This is a genomic window from Cupriavidus sp. WKF15 (genome assembly GCF_029278605.1).
Taxonomy (GTDB): Bacteria; Pseudomonadota; Gammaproteobacteria; order Burkholderiales; family Burkholderiaceae; genus Cupriavidus.
In genome coordinates this window covers 2,904,571-2,921,540 of sequence record NZ_CP119572.1, presented here as the reverse complement: position 1 = coordinate 2,921,540, position 16,970 = coordinate 2,904,571, and the positions used below count along the sequence as shown (strand labels likewise).

16 protein-coding genes are annotated in these 16,970 nt (G+C 62.7%); 11 read left to right on the top strand and 5 right to left on the bottom strand.

The window, feature by feature from the left end:
* Positions 1-73: 73 nt before the first annotated feature.
* The 3 genes from rpmG to radC form a co-directional block, all read right to left on the bottom strand.
* Positions 74-244, bottom strand: coding sequence for a 50S ribosomal protein L33 (rpmG, locus tag CupriaWKF_RS13545; RefSeq protein ID WP_010814980.1), 171 nt, complete (start codon positions 242-244; stop codon positions 74-76).
* Between the two features lie 13 nt (positions 245-257).
* A complete protein-coding gene (gene rpmB, locus CupriaWKF_RS13540; protein ID WP_006575661.1) occupies positions 258-491 on the bottom strand; it encodes a 50S ribosomal protein L28 in 234 nt (77 codons plus the stop codon).
* Positions 492-670: 179 nt separating this feature from the next.
* The gene (radC, locus tag CupriaWKF_RS13535) at positions 671-1,357 is read right to left on the bottom strand and encodes a DNA repair protein RadC (protein ID WP_276098366.1); all 687 of its coding nucleotides are present in this window, start codon (positions 1,355-1,357) and stop codon (positions 671-673) included.
* 1,171 nt (positions 1,358-2,528) lie between these two features.
* On the opposite strand from radC, the gene ltrA reads away from it, so the two are divergent.
* The 9 genes from ltrA (at position 2,529) to CupriaWKF_RS13490 (ending at position 12,017) form a co-directional block, all read left to right on the top strand.
* Entirely contained in the window at positions 2,529-4,232 is a 1,704-nt protein-coding gene (gene ltrA / locus CupriaWKF_RS13530; protein ID WP_276098365.1) for a group II intron reverse transcriptase/maturase, read from the top strand.
* Between the two features lie 110 nt (positions 4,233-4,342).
* Positions 4,343-4,831, top strand: coding sequence for a peptidylprolyl isomerase (locus CupriaWKF_RS13525; RefSeq protein ID WP_276098364.1), 489 nt, complete (start codon positions 4,343-4,345; stop codon positions 4,829-4,831).
* A gap of 28 nt (positions 4,832-4,859) precedes the next feature.
* On the top strand, positions 4,860-5,834 hold the full coding sequence (ispH, locus tag CupriaWKF_RS13520; RefSeq protein WP_276098363.1) for a 4-hydroxy-3-methylbut-2-enyl diphosphate reductase: 975 nt from the start codon (positions 4,860-4,862) through the stop codon (positions 5,832-5,834).
* Between the two features lie 619 nt (positions 5,835-6,453).
* Positions 6,454-7,656, top strand: coding sequence for a branched-chain amino acid ABC transporter substrate-binding protein (locus tag CupriaWKF_RS13515; RefSeq protein WP_276098362.1), 1,203 nt, complete (start codon positions 6,454-6,456; stop codon positions 7,654-7,656).
* Positions 7,657-7,868: 212 nt separating this feature from the next.
* Positions 7,869-8,804 (top strand): branched-chain amino acid ABC transporter permease, encoded by a 936-nt coding sequence (locus CupriaWKF_RS13510; RefSeq protein WP_276098361.1) that lies wholly within the window; start codon positions 7,869-7,871, stop codon positions 8,802-8,804.
* Between the two features lie 11 nt (positions 8,805-8,815).
* Positions 8,816-9,976, top strand: coding sequence for an ABC transporter ATP-binding protein (locus CupriaWKF_RS13505; RefSeq protein WP_276098360.1), 1,161 nt, complete (start codon positions 8,816-8,818; stop codon positions 9,974-9,976).
* Between the two features lie 13 nt (positions 9,977-9,989).
* A complete protein-coding gene (locus CupriaWKF_RS13500) occupies positions 9,990-10,766 on the top strand; it encodes an ABC transporter ATP-binding protein (RefSeq protein ID WP_276098359.1) in 777 nt (258 codons plus the stop codon).
* Positions 10,767-10,782: 16 nt separating this feature from the next.
* Positions 10,783-11,499, top strand: a complete 717-nt coding sequence (locus CupriaWKF_RS13495) for an ABC transporter ATP-binding protein (protein ID WP_276098358.1) — start codon at positions 10,783-10,785, stop codon at positions 11,497-11,499.
* Positions 11,500-11,660: 161 nt separating this feature from the next.
* Positions 11,661-12,017, top strand: coding sequence for an EF-hand domain-containing protein (locus tag CupriaWKF_RS13490; protein ID WP_276098357.1), 357 nt, complete (start codon positions 11,661-11,663; stop codon positions 12,015-12,017).
* A 107-nt stretch (positions 12,018-12,124) separates the two neighbouring features.
* On the opposite strand, the gene CupriaWKF_RS13485 is transcribed toward CupriaWKF_RS13490, so the two are convergent.
* The gene (locus CupriaWKF_RS13485; protein ID WP_276098356.1) at positions 12,125-13,312 is read right to left on the bottom strand and encodes an acetylornithine transaminase; all 1,188 of its coding nucleotides are present in this window, start codon (positions 13,310-13,312) and stop codon (positions 12,125-12,127) included.
* Between the two features lie 316 nt (positions 13,313-13,628).
* Entirely contained in the window at positions 13,629-14,687 is a 1,059-nt protein-coding gene (locus CupriaWKF_RS13480) for a CDP-6-deoxy-delta-3,4-glucoseen reductase (RefSeq protein WP_276098355.1), read from the bottom strand.
* A 9-nt stretch (positions 14,688-14,696) separates the two neighbouring features.
* Here CupriaWKF_RS13480 and CupriaWKF_RS13475 point away from each other — a divergent pair, with 9 nt between their 5' ends.
* Together CupriaWKF_RS13475 and CupriaWKF_RS13470 are read left to right on the top strand one after the other, a co-directional pair.
* Positions 14,697-15,674 (top strand): NAD-dependent epimerase/dehydratase family protein, encoded by a 978-nt coding sequence (locus CupriaWKF_RS13475; RefSeq protein ID WP_276098354.1) that lies wholly within the window; start codon positions 14,697-14,699, stop codon positions 15,672-15,674.
* Between the two features lie 387 nt (positions 15,675-16,061).
* Positions 16,062-16,964 carry an ABC transporter substrate-binding protein gene (locus CupriaWKF_RS13470; RefSeq protein ID WP_276100806.1) on the top strand — a complete coding sequence of 301 codons (903 nt, stop codon included), beginning with the start codon at positions 16,062-16,064 and terminating at the stop codon, positions 16,962-16,964.
* Positions 16,965-16,970: the final 6 nt, after the last annotated feature.

Genomic DNA, 16,970 nt, shown 5'->3' with positions numbered 1-16,970 from the left:
CATAAGCTGCGTTGACGCCACAAAACAAAAAGCCCCGCATCTGCGGGGCCTTCTGGCTGAAACCGTGGATCAATTACTTGATCTTGGTTTCCTTGTAAGCGACGTGCTTGCGGGCGACGGGATCAAACTTCATGATCTCCATCTTTTCCGGCATGGTGCGCTTGTTCTTGGTGGTGGTGTAGAAATGACCCGTACCTGCGGTCGATTCCAGCTTGATCTTGTCGCGGCCGCCCTTGCTTGCCATGATGTACTCCTAATTAGACTTCGCCACGTGCGCGCAGATCGGCGAGCACGGAGTCGATGCCTTTCTTGTCGATCAGGCGCAGGCCGGCGTTCGAGACGCGCAGGCTCACCCAGCGGTTTTCCGATTCAACAAAGAAACGACGATTCTGCAGGTTGGGCAGAAAACGGCGCTTGGTCTTGTTGTTTGCGTGGGAAACGTTGTTGCCGACCATCGGCGCTTTCCCGGTCACTTGACAGACGCGTGCCATGAAGCACTCCTAACTCTTCTATTCGTGGACAATGTTCGCAACAGATCAACAAAAGGCGCGCGGGCCCGGACTGCAGCGGATGAGACTTCAGCAAAACGGGCATTATAGACTGGAAACCACCTGCTGATCAATGCCTTCTGCACTCTGGCGTTGTATGCGGCCTCGTCGTGCCGTTGACGTCACGTGATGGTCTTCAGTTGGCCGTGCTCGGCGAAGGAGTGGACATCGGTGCCCGCTACGACGAAGTGATCGAGCAGCCGTACATCGATCAGCTCCAGCGCCCGCGCCAGCAGTCGGGTCATCTGCAGGTCGCTCTGGCTCGGCGTGCAGCAGCCGGAAGGGTGGTTGTGCGCCACGATGACGCTGGCTGCGTTGTGCGCCAGCGCCCGGCGTGCCACCTCGCGCGGATAGACGGTCGTCTGGTTAAGCGTGCCGCGGAATAGTTCCTCGGTTGCGATCATGCGATTGCGCGTGTCGAGGAACAGGCAGAGGAAGACCTCATGTGCCAGCGGGGCCAGCGTCAGGCGCAGATAGCTCCGTACCGCGGCGGGCGAATCCAGGCCGCGCGGCAGCTGCAGTGACTCGGCCAGCATGCGCCGCGCCAGTTCGGGCACCGCCTGCAGCTGAGTGAACTTGGCTTCGCCCATGCCCCGCATGTCCAGGACTGCGCGGGCATCGGCCGAAAACAGGCGTGTCAGCGAGCCGAAACGGACCATCAGGTCGCGCGCCAGCTCCACTGCGCTCTTGCCGGTTGCACCGACGCGCAGGAACACGGCCAGCAGCTCAGCATCGGACAGGGCGGCGGCGCCGCACTCCTGCAGTTTTTCTCGAGGCCGCTCGCAAGCGGGCCAGTTTGTGATGCTCATGTCTCAGGAGTCTCCGGGCGGTGAGCCCGGGCAAGGCAGGGGTGGATCGGCAGGGCGGGCGGCAGCCCAGTCGAATACAATACGGGTTGTTCGTGCGACACGCACACTCGTGTCCGTCCGCGTCACGTTAGACGCATCGACCCTGGGAGAGTACTCCCACATGCTAGTGAAACGAAGCCCACCATAGCTTACGCCGCTAGCGCCTGCTCACTTTTCAGAGTTGTCTGAGAAGCGTTGCTTGCAGTACTGGCTTACCAGCCAGTGCCCGCCCAAAGGCGCGAACCACGCCCTTGGGCGTGGCTTTGTCCACTCTCTAGAGGGGGCAATGGCTTTACATGCCGAAGTCAGGCATCAAGTTTGAACGTGGCCCCGTTGGCCACCAAACGCCAAGTGGGCGAATGTCTTCTGCCCACAAGGCGGAGCATTTGCATTTCCGGTCCAGGTGGGCCGGCAGGTAGGGTTCAGGCGAAGCGAAAGCTCTGCACGCTATGGTTCGGTCAAACACGTCCGCGAGGGCGCTTTGATAGAGAACCTGCTATGCGACTAGCAGTAGCCTAGGGAGACATGCGTCACTGGTAACGGTGGGGTATGAAGCTCTCCTGACAATGTAGCCCCCGTAAGGGTGCCAGAGGACCGTGAGGTCTTCCGGTAGAGGCTCCAAGCAGCCATGGGGTCGAGGAGCTAGGCTGACTGGTATGGGTAACGGAAGTGAACTGCTGATAAACGTCGTGAGTATTGCGGTGCCAAAGCTGCTGACAGGCACTAACCAAACGGTATTTGGTCGGTTGCTCCGCTGGACATTCGGAGCACGTCGTCACTAGACCATCGGCGAAGAGGCAGACCCTAACCCGGTCTTGTAGCGTGCAGGGAACGTGGTAAGCCCGTATGGCTGCCCGGGCGCAGTGCGGCTCAGGCAGGCGGACCGTAAGGAACGCTGTTGGCTGTGCGGGTATGGGAGGTTGGAGAAAGCGAACGCCGGGTTGTAATGATTCGGATAGGGGTTGAAACATCACCTCACGCGAAAGCGGGCAGACTTCCAACTGGTCTTTCGTCGCAGGACGACTGGCTAACCCGCTTGAAACCGAAATTTCTTCCCCTGAGGGGCAATATGCCCTTCAGGGGGCATGTTGTCTCTGCGTTTTGGGGGAAGACCTCAAGATAGGAGAGCAGCATGGAAGCATTTATCCGTGAGGATGAATCTGCGCTCTCCGGCGCACCGCTACGCTGGGATGCCATCAATTGGCGCCAAGTGGAACGGAACGTCCGGGCAATGCAGATTCGAATTGCGAAGGCAACACAGGAAGGGGACTGGCGCAGGGTGAAAGCCTTGCAACGGTCTCTGACCCGCTCGTTTTCCGCCAAGGCATCGGCGGTAAAGCGAGTGACGGAGAACCAAGGTAAGCGAACGGCAGGCGTCGATCGCGAACTGTGGGACTCGCCTGAAGTCCGGTGGGAAGCCATCGGGCGGTTGAAGCGCCGAGGGTACAGGCCATTGCCATTGCGGCGGGTCTTTATTCCTAAGGCCAACGGGAAGGAACGCCCACTAGGCATTCCGACCATGTTGGATCGAGCCATGCAGGCTTTGCACCTGCTGGCGCTGGAGCCGGTGTCCGAAGGGACGAGCGATCCGAACTCTTATGGGTTCCGGATCAATCGTTCCACGGCGGATGCCATGTCACAGCTGTTCGTCAACCTGTCCAGAGGGCACTCAGCCCAATGGATACTGGAGGCGGATATCAAAAGTTGCTTTGACCATATCAGTCACGACTGGCTGGAGCGCAATGTCCCGATGGACAGAGTCATCCTCCGCAAGTGGCTGAAGGCTGGCGTGGTATTTCAGGGCCAGTTTCAGGCGACCGAAGCCGGAACACCGCAGGGAGGAATCATCTCCCCGACTCTGGCAAACGTGGCGCTGAACGGGTTGGAACGACAACTGGTTGCTTCCTTCGAGAAGAAACTGGGGGTCGCCAAAACGCGGAAGCTGAAGGTGAATGTTGTGCGCTATGCGGACGACTTCGTGATCACGGGCACTACGCCTGAGATCCTACAAAACGAGGTGAAGCCGTGGGTGGAGCAGTTCCTAGCGGTACGAGGGCTGACGCTATCAACGGAGAAAACGCGGATCATCAACATAGCCGACGGCTTTGACTTTCTTGGGTGGAACTTCCGGAAGTACTCCGGAACACTGCTCATCAAGCCGAGTAGAAAGAACGTGCAGACGTTCTACCGCAAGGTGAAGGATGTCATCAGTGCCAACAAGACGGTGAAGCAGTCAGAGCTGATTCGACTGCTGAACCCGATGCTAAGAGGTTGGGCGCAGTACCACCGCGCCGTAGTGGCGAAGGCGGCTTTCAACCGTTTGGGGCACGACATGTTTCGTGCCCTATGGCGGTGGGCCAAGCGGCGACATCCAGGCAAGAGGGCGGATTGGGTGCGGAAGAAGTACTTCAGCTCAGTCGGTCAGCGCAGCTGGGTGTTTGGCACCACAATAGTGAAAGATGTCGACAGTGAGGTATGGGTTGAGTTGTACTCGCTCGCGAGCACGCCCATCCAAAGGCACAAGAAGGTCAGAGGGGATTACAACCCTTTTGATCCGGCGCAGGAGGTGTATGGTGAAACATTGCGACAGGAACGGCTGCTTGACAGCATGGCGCACCGAAAGCAGTGGATCAAGCTGTACATGTCCCAGCGAGGCTTGTGTGCTCTGTGTCAGTGCAAGATGACCAAGGACACTGGGTGGCATGACCACCACATCGAGTACCGCGTACGCGGTGGCTCCGATGGTCTGAGGAACCGCGTGCTGCTGCATCCAAGCTGTCACGTCCAAGTGCATAACCACGGGCTTTCTGTTGTAAAGCCGGTGCCACCGATTTGATGGTATTTTTGTGAAGGCTTGAGCCGTATGCGGGGAAACCCGCACGTACGGTTCTTAGGGGGGAGTGGGCCAGCGATGGCCTGCTCCTACCCTACCTCGGTTGATCACCCATGAATTTGCAAACATTTGCGTCGGAAGCCGACGGCGGCACAACTGGCCGCAAGACGGTCCAGGCTGACTCCTTCCTGACCCTCCACTACAGCCTCTCTCTCGAAAACGGCACCGAAGTTGTCAGCACGTTCGAGGACAAGCCCGCCACGCTGTTGCTTGGCCAGGGACAGTTTGCCCCGACCCTGGAGCAGGCGCTGCTCGGCATGCCCGAGGGCGAGCGCATGACCTACCGCCTGGCACCCGAGCAGGCGTTCGGTCCGCGCAATCCGGAACTGCTGCAGTGGGTCTCGCTTGCCACGCTGCGCGAGAACAGTTCGTTCGAGGAAGACTACAGTCCGGGCGACCTGGTGGAGTTCAACGCGCCCGGCGGCGGCAAGTACGCGGGCGTCCTCAAGGAGATCGGCGACACTGCGGCGCTGTTCGATTTCAACCATCCGCTGGCCGGGCAGACCATCCTGTTCGACGTGCAGCTGATCGGGATCCTCTGATTGCGCTCACCTGTCCTGACATTGCAGCATGCCTGACCTGACTACCGCACCCGATGCCGAGATCCTGATGGCGCAGCCGCGCGGCTTCTGCGCCGGCGTCGACCGGGCCATCGAGATCGTCGAGCGCGCGCTGGCGCGCTTCGGGGCGCCGATCTACGTGCGCCACGAGATCGTCCACAACGCCTATGTCGTGGCGGACCTGCGCCGCAAGGGCGCTGTGTTCGTGCACGAGCTGGACGAGGTGCCGGCCGGCGCCACTGTCATCTTCAGTGCCCACGGGGTGTCCAAGGACGTCCGGGCCGAGGCCGCCGCCCGCGGCCTCAATGTGTTCGACGCGACGTGTCCGCTGGTGACCAAGGTCCATGTGGAAGTCGGCAAGATGCGCACGGAGGGTTGCGAGATCGTGATGATCGGCCACCGCGGACATCCGGAGGTCGAGGGCACGATGGGGCAGGCCGAAGGCGGCATGCTGCTGGTCGAGTCTGTGGCTGACGTCGCCGGGCTGGTTGTGGCCGACCCCGCACGCCTTGCGTACGTGACGCAGACCACGCTGTCCGTGGACGAGACCCTCGAGATCGTGGCGGCACTGAAGGGGCGCTTCCCGATGATCCGGGAGCCCAAGAAGCAGGACATCTGCTATGCCACGCAGAACCGCCAGGATGCCGTGAAGTTCATGGCGCCCCAGGTGGAAGTCGTGATCGTGGTGGGCAGCCCCAACAGTTCCAACTCGAATCGGCTGCGCGAGCTGGCGGCGCGCCTGGGCGTGCCGGCCTATATGGTGGATGCGCCCGAGCAGGTGCGTCCGGAATGGGTCGCCGGCAAGCGACGCATCGGCCTGACAGCGGGGGCTTCGGCGCCCGAGGAACTTGCGCAGTCCATCGTTGCCCGCCTGCGTGAACTCGGCGCCGGCCACGTGCGCGCCCTGGCTGGCATCGAAGAAAACATGGCTTTTCCGCTTCCGCGCGGCCTGCAGGCCGCCACCACGGTCGGCGTCACCGCCTGACCTGCCTTGCTGGCGCTGCGTTCTGCGGCGCCCATTTCCCGTCTTCCTGTCTTCCCGTTCCTGCTGTTCCCGCGCCTTGCGTGCGCGGGCGCACGGACATTCCGCTCCGATTAGCCGGATGCTTTTATCGTCACAGCGATAATCGCAATCGAATCGAGAGTAGGCCCCTTTTCGGTGCAGCCATTACTTACCTGTCGAGGCAAGCAGACAAATCAGGGTAATCCCCGTATCTGGGGTTTTCCCTATTATGGTGCGGCGCTACATTCTGCACATTAGAGATCGGTGCAGGGGTTTTCGTATGAAACGCCTAATTAATACGAATGGATTATGCGTGGCACCAGGCGTGCGTATTTCGATGGGAGATAGAAGCGGGCACGATTCTTGTAAGTAATGGTGCTGTTCCCGCCAGATGGTCGGGAATTGCCCCAATTTGTGCATTGGGGAAATTCCCTAGCTCATTTGGCGGGTAATTCGTCCAAGTTGTTGCGTCGCGTATTGCATCGCCGAAGAAAGGGGATACAATGCGCGCGTTTCAAATTGAAACTAAACAAAGGCGGTACGGGGAGACGTCCGGGAGGCGTCGCAAATCCCTGTTTTGTGAATCCCTAGGAGATCACTCATGCAAATCTCGTTTGCCAAGATTCTGCCGATTGCGGCCGCAGTGGCGCTCGTTGCAGCTTGCGGCAAGAAAGAAGAAAAGCCGGCTGAACCGTCGGCATCGGCTCCGGCCGCTACGGCTCCGGCCGCGGGTGGCGGTGAAGTCGTAGTCAAGATCGGCCATGCTGCACCGCTGACCGGCGGTATCGCCCACCTTGGCAAGGACAACGAAAACGGCGCCCGCCTTGCCGTGGAAGAAGTCAACAAGACCGGCCTCGAGATCGGTGGCAAGAAGATCAAGCTGGAACTGATTGGTGAAGACGATGCCGGCGATCCGAAGACCGGCACGGCCGTGGCGCAGAAGCTGGTCGACGCCAAGGTTGCGGCAGTGGTCGGCCACCTGAACTCGGGCGTGTCGATCCCGGCCTCCAAGATCTACAGTGACGCCGGCATCGTGCAGATTTCGCCGTCGTCGACCAACCCGGACTACACCAAGCAAGGCTTCAAGACGACCTACCGCGTGGTTGCCACCGATGCCCAGCAGGGTCCGGCACTGGCCAACTACGCCGCCAAGAGCCTGCACGCCAAGAGCGTGGCCATCGTCGACGATGCCACCGCCTACGGCAAGGGCCTGGCCGACGAGTTCGAGAAGACCGCCAAGGCGGCTGGCGTGAACGTGGTGGCCCGCGAAGCCACCAACGACAAGGCCACCGACTTCAAGGCCATTCTGACCAAGATCAAGGGCAAGAAGCCTGACGTCATCATGTATGGCGGCATGGATGCCACCGGCGGCCCGTTCGCCAAGCAGGCCAAGGAACTGGGCATCTCGTCCAAGATCGTTGGCGGTGATGGCGTCTGTACCGACAAGGTGGCCGAACTGGCCGGCGATGCCGTGTCCAACATCATCTGTTCCGAGGCAGGCCTGGCCCTGTCGAAGATGGAGAACGGCGCCGACTTCGAGAAGCGCTACCAGGCTCGCTTCAACACCCCGGTGCAGATCTATGCACCGTTCACGTATGACGCCGTGATGGTCATCGTCGACGCCATGAAGCGCGCCAACTCGGTCGAGCCGGCTGCCATCCTGGCCGAAATGCCCAAGACCAACTACAAGGGCGTGATCGGCAACATCGCCTTCGACGAGAAGGGCGACATGAAGGAAGGCACCATCACGCTGTACGAGTACAAGGACAAGAAGAAGTCCGTCCTCGACGTCGTGAAGATGTAATCAGGGCTTACCGGCCCATCCGAACGGCACCGTGAGTATTTTGCGGTGCCGTTCTTTTTAGCCTCGCCTAATGTAGAAGCATCCTTACCCTGGATGGAGCATGGCGGGGCCGCTTACCAGCAAACCAACCACCTTAAGTTACCCATCACACACTAGAGTCCCCCCGGCATCCACACCATGCCGTAAGGTCCGGGACTGAAGTAGGAGTTTTCATGGATATCCTTATCCAACAGATCGTGAACGGTCTTGTGCTCGGCAGCATCTATGCGCTGATCGCACTGGGCTACACCATGGTCTACGGCATTCTGGGGATCATCAACTTCGCCCACGGCGACGTCCTGATGATCGGCGCGCTGACCGCTTTATCAACGATCTTGGGGTTGCAGAAGTTTGCCCCCGGCCTGCCCGAATGGCTGACGCTGGTGATTGCCACCCTCGTCGCTATGCCGGTCTGTGCAGTACTGGCCTACACGATTGAACGGGTCGCCTACCGGCCCTTGCGAAATGCGCCAAGACTGGCGCCGCTGATTACCGCGATCGGCGTTTCCATCATCCTCCAGACGATGGGCATGCTGATCTGGTCGCGCAACCCGCTGACCTTCCCGCAACTGCTGCCCTCTGAACCGATCGATATTGGCTCCACCGGCGCCACCATCACCGGCAAGGAAATGGTCATCATCGGCATGGCCGTGATGGTCATGGCCGGGCTGCTCGCACTGGTCAACCGCACCAAGCTCGGCCGCGCCATGCGCGCCACCGCCGAGAACCAGAAGGTGGCTGGCCTGATGGGCGTGAACCCCAATTTCGTCATTTCCGCCACCTTCATGATCGGCGCCACGCTGGCGGCGCTAGCCGGCGTCATGATGGCCACCAACTACGGTAATGCCCACTTCTACATGGGCTTTATCCCCGGCCTGAAGGCATTTACTGCCGCGGTGCTGGGTGGCATCGGCAACCTGGCCGGCGCCATGGTCGGCGGCATGCTGCTGGGCCTGATCGAAGCGCTGGGCGCCGGCTACATCGGCGACCTGACCAACGGTGTGTTCGGCTCGAACTACCAGGACGTGTTCGCCTTCATTGTCCTGATCACCGTACTTGTATTCCGTCCGTCCGGCATCATGGGCGAGCGGGTCGCCGAACGCGCTTGAGGAGCGAATCCATGAATACCCCGATTCCATCCACGGCGGCCGTTGCGGCGCCTTCCCGTGTTCCGGCCAAGACCATGGCCGCGCTGCTGGGCTTCTTTATCGTTGCGCTTTGCGCGCCGTTCATCGTGCAGACGCTCGGCGGCAACTATTGGGTCCGCGTGCTCGACTTTGCGCTGATCTACATCATGCTGGCGTTGGGCCTGAACATCGTGGTGGGCTTTGCCGGCCTGCTCGACCTCGGCTACATCGCCTTCTACGCGGTTGGCGCCTACCTGATGGCGCTGCTCGGCTCGCCGCACCTGTCGAACCAGTTCGAGTGGATCCACCAGCTGTTCCCGCACGGCCTGCATCTTTCGATGTGGTGGGTGCTACCGCTTGCGGTGCTGGTGGCGGCCACGTTCGGCGTGCTGCTCGGCGCCCCGACGCTCAAGCTGCGCGGCGACTACCTGGCCATCGTGACGCTGGGCTTCGGCGAGATCATCCGCATCTTCATGAACAACCTGGACCGCCCGCTGAACATCACCAACGGGCCGAAGGGGATCACGGCGGTGGATCCGGTCCATATCTTCGGCTTCAATTTCTCAAAGTCGCACGAGATATTCGGGCTCAAGTTCACGCCGGTGTTCATGTACTACTACCTGCTGGTGTTCCTGGTCATCGTGATCGTGTTCATCTGCCTGCGCCTGCAGAACTCGCGCATCGGGCGCGCCTTCGTCGCGATCCGTGAGGACGAGATCGCCGCCAAGGCGATGGGCATCAATACCCGCAACATCAAGCTGCTGGCCTTCGCCATGGGCGCGTCGTTCGGCGGCGCCTCGGGCGCGGTGTTCGGCGCCTTCCAGGGTTTCGTCTCGCCCGAGTCTTTCGTGCTGTGGGAGTCGATCTATGTGCTAGCCATCGTGGTGCTCGGTGGCATGGGTCATATCCCGGGCGTGATCCTGGGCGGCATCCTGCTCGTGGGCTTCCAGGAACTGCTGCGCGCGGTGGCAGAGCCCGCGCAGAACATGATCTTCGGCCATACCATCGTCGATGCGGAAGTGCTGCGTCAGCTCCTGTTCGGCCTGGCGCTGGTGGGTGTGATGTTGTACCGCCCGGCTGGCCTGTGGCCGTCGCCGCGCAAGGAAGATCGCCCAGTGGCTCGCCGCGCGGCGGCCAGCGTGGGCCGTTTCTGACCAGGAGGACGATATGAGCAACGACAACTTCCTCCTGTCGGTACAGGGGGTCAACAAGCGTTTCGGCGGCCTGCAGGCGCTGTCCGACGTGGGCCTGCAGATCAAGCCGGGCGAAATCTATGGCCTGATCGGCCCGAACGGGGCCGGCAAGACCACGTTCTTCAACGTGATCACCGGCCTCTACACGCCCGATTCCGGTGAGTTCGTGCTGGGTGGCCAGCCCTACCAGCCTACCGCCGTGCATGAGGTGGCCAAGGCGGGCATCGCCCGCACCTTCCAGAACATCCGCCTGTTCGGCGACATGACCGCGCTCGAGAACGTGATGGTGGGCCGGCACGTCCGGACCAAGGCTGGCCTGTTCGGCGCGGTATTCCGGCCGCCCTCGGTGCGCCGCGAAGAAGAGGACGTGGAGGATCGCGCGCACGACCTGCTCGAGTATGTCGGGATCGGGAAGTACGCCAACTTCACTTCGCGCAACCTCTCGTACGGCCACCAGCGCCGGCTGGAGATTGCCCGCGCACTGGCCACCGATCCCAAGCTGCTGGCCCTCGACGAGCCGGCAGCCGGCATGAACGCGACCGAAAAGGTGGAGCTGCGCGGCCTGCTCGACAAGATCCGCAACGACGGCAAGACCATCCTGCTGATCGAGCACGACGTGAAGCTGGTGATGGGCCTGTGCAACCGCATGACGGTGCTGGACTACGGCAAGGTGATTGCCCAGGGCCTGCCGCAGGACGTGCAGAACAACCCCGCGGTGATCGAGGCTTACCTCGGCGCGTCGTCGCACTAAGGCGGGAGGACAGCAAATGAAAGAAACAGTACTGAAGATTTCCGGCCTGAAGGTGGCCTACGGCGGCATTCAGGCCGTCAAAGGCGTGGACCTGGAGATCAAGGACGGCGAGCTCGTCACGCTGATCGGCGCCAACGGCGCCGGCAAGACCACCACCATGAAGGCCATCACCGGCATGCAAGGGTGGGCTGGTGGCGACGTGGAGTACATGGGCAAGTCCATCAAGGGCGTGCCCAGCTACGCGCTGCTCAAGCAGGGGCTGGCGATGGTGCCGGAAGGCCGCGGGGTATTCGCGCGCATGACCATTACCGAAAACCTGCAGATGGGCGCCTATACCCGCAACGACGAAAGCGGCATCAAGGACGATGTCGATCGCATGTTTGGCATCTTCCCGCGCCTGAAGGAGCGGGCCAATCAACTGGCGGGCACCATGTCCGGCGGCGAGCAGCAGATGCTGGCCATGGCGCGCGCGCTGATGAGCCAGCCCAAACTGCTGCTGCTGGACGAGCCGTCGATGGGCCTGTCGCCGATCATGGTCGAGAAGATCTTCGAGGTCGTGCGGGACGTCTCGGCGCAGGGCGTGACCGTGCTGCTGGTCGAGCAGAACGCGCGCCTGGCGCTGCAGTCCGCGCACCGTGGCTACGTGATGGAGTCGGGCCTGATCACGATGAGCGGCGAGGCCAAGCAGATGCTCGACGATCCGAAGGTGCGGGCCGCATACCTCGGCGAATAAGGCCGGCTGCCGGGCCGGCTGATCCGGCCGGATGCACAAAAGGTGTTGGTAGGCCGGTCATCAGTGCCTAGAATTCCCTGTGAGCCTTGGCTCACAGGGATTTTTTTTGCCGGAATTTCGCAAGAAGACCCTTCTCGACAAAAACGCTAGAGGAGATGGAAATGATCGTGCGTAAATTGCCTGCAGTATGCTTGGCGGCGGTGATGGCGCTGGCCTGTACGGCCGCGAGTGCCCAGCAGGCGAGTGCCCCGGGAGCCGACTCCGGTCAGGTTCCGGCTGCACCACCGACCACCGCCGAAGCCAAGGCATTTATTTCGGAGCGCTTCAAGGCGGCCGATACCAACCACGACGGCAAGCTGACCCGCGAGGAAGCGAAAGCGGGGATGCCGCAGGTCTACAAGAATTTCAGCAAGATCGATTCGCTGAAGCGGGGCTACGTCACCGAACGCCAGATCGGCGCGTATTGGCAAGCGAAGACCAAGGAGCAGATGCAGAAGGAAAATCCCATCTGGAACTGACCGTCGGCGAATGCGGCAAGGTAACTCAAGCCGCGTGATGCGGAACGGAGCGCCCGACGCTCCGTTCCGCGGACAGACTTTCAGGGCACGAGCTTTCGCTCCGATGCTCAGGCCAGCTTCTTCAGCAGCGTACGCAGCATGCCGATCATCTGGTCGATCTCTTCGCGCGTCACGTTCAGCGCCGGCATGAAGCGCAGCAGGTTGGCGCGCGGCGCGTTCAGCAGCAGGCCTTCCGGTCCCATGTCGCGGGCTTCCTCGACCAGTTGCGGGCCGATGTCCTTGCCCAGTTGCAGCGCGCGCAGCAGGCCTTCCCCGCGTTCCCCGGCCAGGCCGAATTCATTGCACAGTGCCAGCAGCTGTTCCTTCAGGTATTCGCCCTTGGCATTGACGTCATCCAGGAAGCCCGGCGCGGTCAGCTGTTCGATCACCGAGCTGCCCACGGCCGTCATCAGCGGGTTGCCGTTATAGGTGCCGCCCTGGTCGCCGGCTTCGAAGCTGGCGACTTCGGCCTTGCACAGCAGCGCCGACAGCGGCACGCCGCCACCGATGCCCTTGCCCAGCGTCATGATGTCCGGCTCGACGCCCGACAACTGATAGGCGAAGAGGGTGCCGCAGCGGCCGCAGCCCGTCTGCACTTCATCGACGATGAGCAGCAGCTTGTGCTTGTCGGCCAGCGCGCGCAGGCCCTGCATGAACTCGCGCGTGGCGGGGATCACGCCGCCTTCGCCCTGCACCGGCTCGAGCATGATGCCGACGGTCTTGTCGGTGATGAGCTTCTCCACCGAGGCCAGGTCGTTCAGGTCCGCCTTCGGGAAACCCGGTACCTGCGGCGCGAAGATGGTGTCCCAGCCGGCCTTGCCCGACGCGCTCATGGTGGCGAGCGTGCGGCCATGGAAGCTGTGGTCCATGGTGATGATCTCGAAGGCGCCGTTCTTGTGCTTGCGGCCCCATTTGCGCGCCAGCTTGATCGCGCCTTCGTTGGCTTCGGCGCCGCTGTTGGCGAAGAAGACCTTGTCGAAGCAGCTGTTGTCGGTCAATTGCTTCGCAAGCTTCAGCATCGGCTCGTTGTAGAACGCCGGGCTCGGGTTGATCAGCTTGCCCGCCTGCGCGACCACGGCGTCGACCATGCCCTGGTTGGAATGGCCGAGGCAGTTCACTGCCCAGCCTTGCACGAAGTCCAGGTATCGCTTGCCGTTGTGGTCCGTCAGCCAGGAGCCCTTGCCCTCGGTGAAGACGAGCTCGGGCCGGTTGGTGATGTACATCAGGGATTGAACGGGATACTCAGCAAATGCCATGGCGGACTCCAGGGGTCGGCGTAAATCGTTAGACGGGATGGCGAAAAGACGAACCGGGCAAACAGGGCGAAACCCGGAAGGGAAAGGGTAGGGCCCAAAGCAAAAAGCCACGGGGGTTGCCCGTGGCTTGTTGACCTGAACAGACGCTGTCGACGGTCAGCCGCGCGGCACCCCGGTGGGGAGCATCGTACGGAAGCTGCGTCGGATCATGGCGGTGTTCATGCGGGCAAATATAAGGCGCATGGCCCCCGGTGTCAAAACGAATTTTGGCGGTCGGGGGCATTGTTGCGCTGGCGGAACGGCCTTGGCAGCCCGGTCAGGCTGCCGGGGCGGCCGGGTGCATGTCGGCCTCGGACGTGAACGAGTCGGCGAAGAACGCATCCTCATGCAGCTTGCACTGCTTGGTGAAGTCGGCGCGGGCGGCGTTGATCATCACCGGGGCGCCGCAGGCGTAGACCTCATGGCCCGACAGGTCCGGGTGGTCCGCGATTACGGCCTGGTGGACGAAACCGGTGCGCCCGCTCCAGTTGTCTTCCGGCAGCGCGTCGGAGATGACCGGCACATACTTGAAGTTGGGGAGGTCGCGCGCCCACTGCTCGCACAGCGCGTGCATGTACAGGTCCTTCGGCCGGCGGCCGCCCCAGTACAGCTTCATCGGGCGCGTGATGCCGGTGTAGGCGGCGTGCTCGACGATGGCCTTGATCGGCGCGAAGCCCGTGCCCGAGGCCAGCAGGACGATCGGCGCATCCGATTCCTCGCGCAGGAAGAAGCTGCCCAGCGGGCCTTCGAAGCGCAGGATGTCGCGCTCCTTCATGGCCGGCGCGCCTTCCTTGGCGCCGAACACATAGTCCGTGAACGCGCCGCCGGGCATGTGGCGGATATGCAGTTCGATCGGGCCGTCCTCGTGCGGCGGCGTGGCGATCGAATAGCTGCGGCGCTTGCCGTCGCGCAGCAGGAATTCCACGTACTGGCCGGCCAGGTACTGCATGCGCTCGGTGGCAGGCAGCTGCAGCTTGATGGCGATCACGTCGTCGGCCAGGCGTTCCAGCGAGGCGACGCGGCACGGCACCTTCTTGATGGGGATGTCGCCTGCGCCGTGGACTTCGCGGCATTCGATGGTGATGTCCGAGCTGGCGTTGGCGCAGCAGAACAGTGCGCGGCCCTCGGCCTTTTCCTGCGTGGTGAGTGCCGCCGGGGCGTGGTCGCCCTGTACGATCGTGCCGTCCAGCACGCGGCCCTTGCACGAACCGCATGCACCGTTCTTGCAGCCGTAGGGCATGCCGATGCTATGGCGCAGGGCCGCGCCCAGGATGGTTTCATCGGCAGCCACTTCGAACTTGTGGCCGCTAGGCATGACGGTTACTTGATAAGCCATAATCGATCTATGAGCGAAAATCTTCTGAAGCTGCAGCCATCGCGCCGTCCGGGCCCTGCCGTTCGCCTGGGCCGCCCGCGCCTGCTGATCGTGGGGTGCGGGGATGTGGGGACGCGCTGCCTGCGAATCCTGTCGGCGCGCATGCGTGTCTTTGCCGTGACCTCGCAGCCGGCGCGCCGGGCCGAGCTGCGTGCCGCCGGCGCGGTGCCGCTGGTCGCGGACCTGGACCGGCCTGCCACGCTCGCACGCCTGCGCGGCCTGGCTGGCCGTGTGCTGGACCTGGCGCCGCCGCCCGGGGGGGGAGAGGGCGATCCGCGCACACGCGCCTTGCTCGCCACCCTGCGCCGCAGCGCATGGCGCCGCAACCGGGCGCACGCCGGCGAGCCCGTCATTCTACCCGAGCGGCGCAAGGCCCGTCCGGCGTTTGTCTATGCCAGCACTTCGGGCGTCTACGGCGACCGCGCCGGCGCGCGCGTGGCCGAATTCGCCCGCGTGCGCCCGCAGACGGCGCGCGCGCGGCGCCGCGTCGCGGCCGAGCGCGCGGTGCGCGAGTTCGGCCGGGCTGGCAACTGGCGCACCAGCATCGTGCGCATTCCCGGAATCTATGCCGAGGACCGCCTGCCACTCGCGCGGCTGAAGCGCGGCACACCGGCCCTGGCGCCGCAGGACGATGTCTACACCAGCCATATCCACGCCGACGACCTCGCGCGGACCATGGTTGCCGCGCTGTTCCGCGGACTCCCCCAGCGCGTGGTGCATGCGAGCGACGATACCGAGCTGCGCATGGCCGACTACTTCGACCTGGTGGCCGACCGCCGTGGCCTGCCGCGGCCGCCGCGAATCACACGCCAGCAGGCGCGTGAAGTGATGGATCCCACGCTGCTGAGCTTCATGAGCGAATCGCGCCGCCTCGACAACCGGCGCCTGAAACGCGAGCTGCGCCTGCGGTTGCGCTATCCCACCGTTTCCTCCTTCTTCGACGCCTGAGCCGAGAGGATCCCCCGCCGTGCCGTTTCAGGCACGGCGCTTGCGTTCCCGCTCGCCGCGTCGTTTCCTGTCTATACAGCGACTGGTTTCTTGCCCTGGAGCCGTGCATCCGCTTTGGCCGCTGGCGGCTGCTTTATTGGGCACTTTGCTCCGTAATTCGCAGTGAAAGTGCACAACTGGCTCTCGTAGTGGATCATCGCCTCGGGCAAGTACTACGTTGACTTGTATATACAGGATTGTAAAATCGCCGGAAACGAGCGGTGCCACAGGCATGGCGCCGCCGCTGACGGACAAAACCAAAGGAGCTTACCGATGAGGATTCAGAGCCGGATTGCAGGTCAGGCCGCCAGGCGCGTGGCCCGTGCGTCGCTGTTCGCAGCCGTTGCCATGGCCGGAGCGGCCCACGCCCAGACCACGCAGGTCACGCTCGGCATGAGCGGCTGGACCGGCTTCGCGCCGCTGACGCTGGCCGACAAGGCGGGAATCTTCAAGAAGCACGGCGTCGATGTGGACATCAAGATGATTCCGCAGAAGGACCGCCATCTTGCGCTGGCCTCGGGCGCGATCCAGTGCGCGGCTACGACGGTCGAAACGCATGTCGCGTGGAACGCCAACGGCGTGCCCATCACGCAGATCGTGCAGCTCGACAAGTCCTACGGTGCCGACGGCCTCGCCGTGCGCACCGACGTCAAGAGCTTTGCCGATCTGAAAGGCAAGACTATCGGCGTGGACGCGCCCGGCACCGCGCCGTACTTTGGCCTGGCCTGGATGCTGAAGAAAAACGGCATGACGCTCAAGGACGTGAAGACCACCACGCTGTCGCCGCAGGCGGCCGCGCAGGCCTTCGTGGCCGGCCAGAATGACGGCGCCATGACCTACGAGCCCTACCTGTCCACGGTCCGCCAGAACCCTGACAAGGGCAAGATCCTGGCCACCACGCTCGACTACCCGATGGTGACCGACACGCTGGGCTGCGCGCCCAAGTGGCTCAAGGACAATCCCAAGGCCGCGCAGGCACTGGTCGACAGCTACTTCGAAGCGCTCGAGATGATCCGCAAGGAGCCCGAGAAGTCCAACGAGATCATGGGCGCGGCGGTCAAGCAGACCGGCGAGCAGTTCGCCAAGTCGTCGGCCTACCTGCGCTGGCAGGATCGCGAGGCCAACCGCAAGTTCTTCTCGGGCGAGCTGGCCAGCTTCAGCAAGGAAGCCGCCGGCGTGCTGCTAGACATCGGCGTGATCCGCCAGGTGCCGGACGTCACCGCTCTGTACGACGCACGCTTCCTCAAGTAAGCAAGG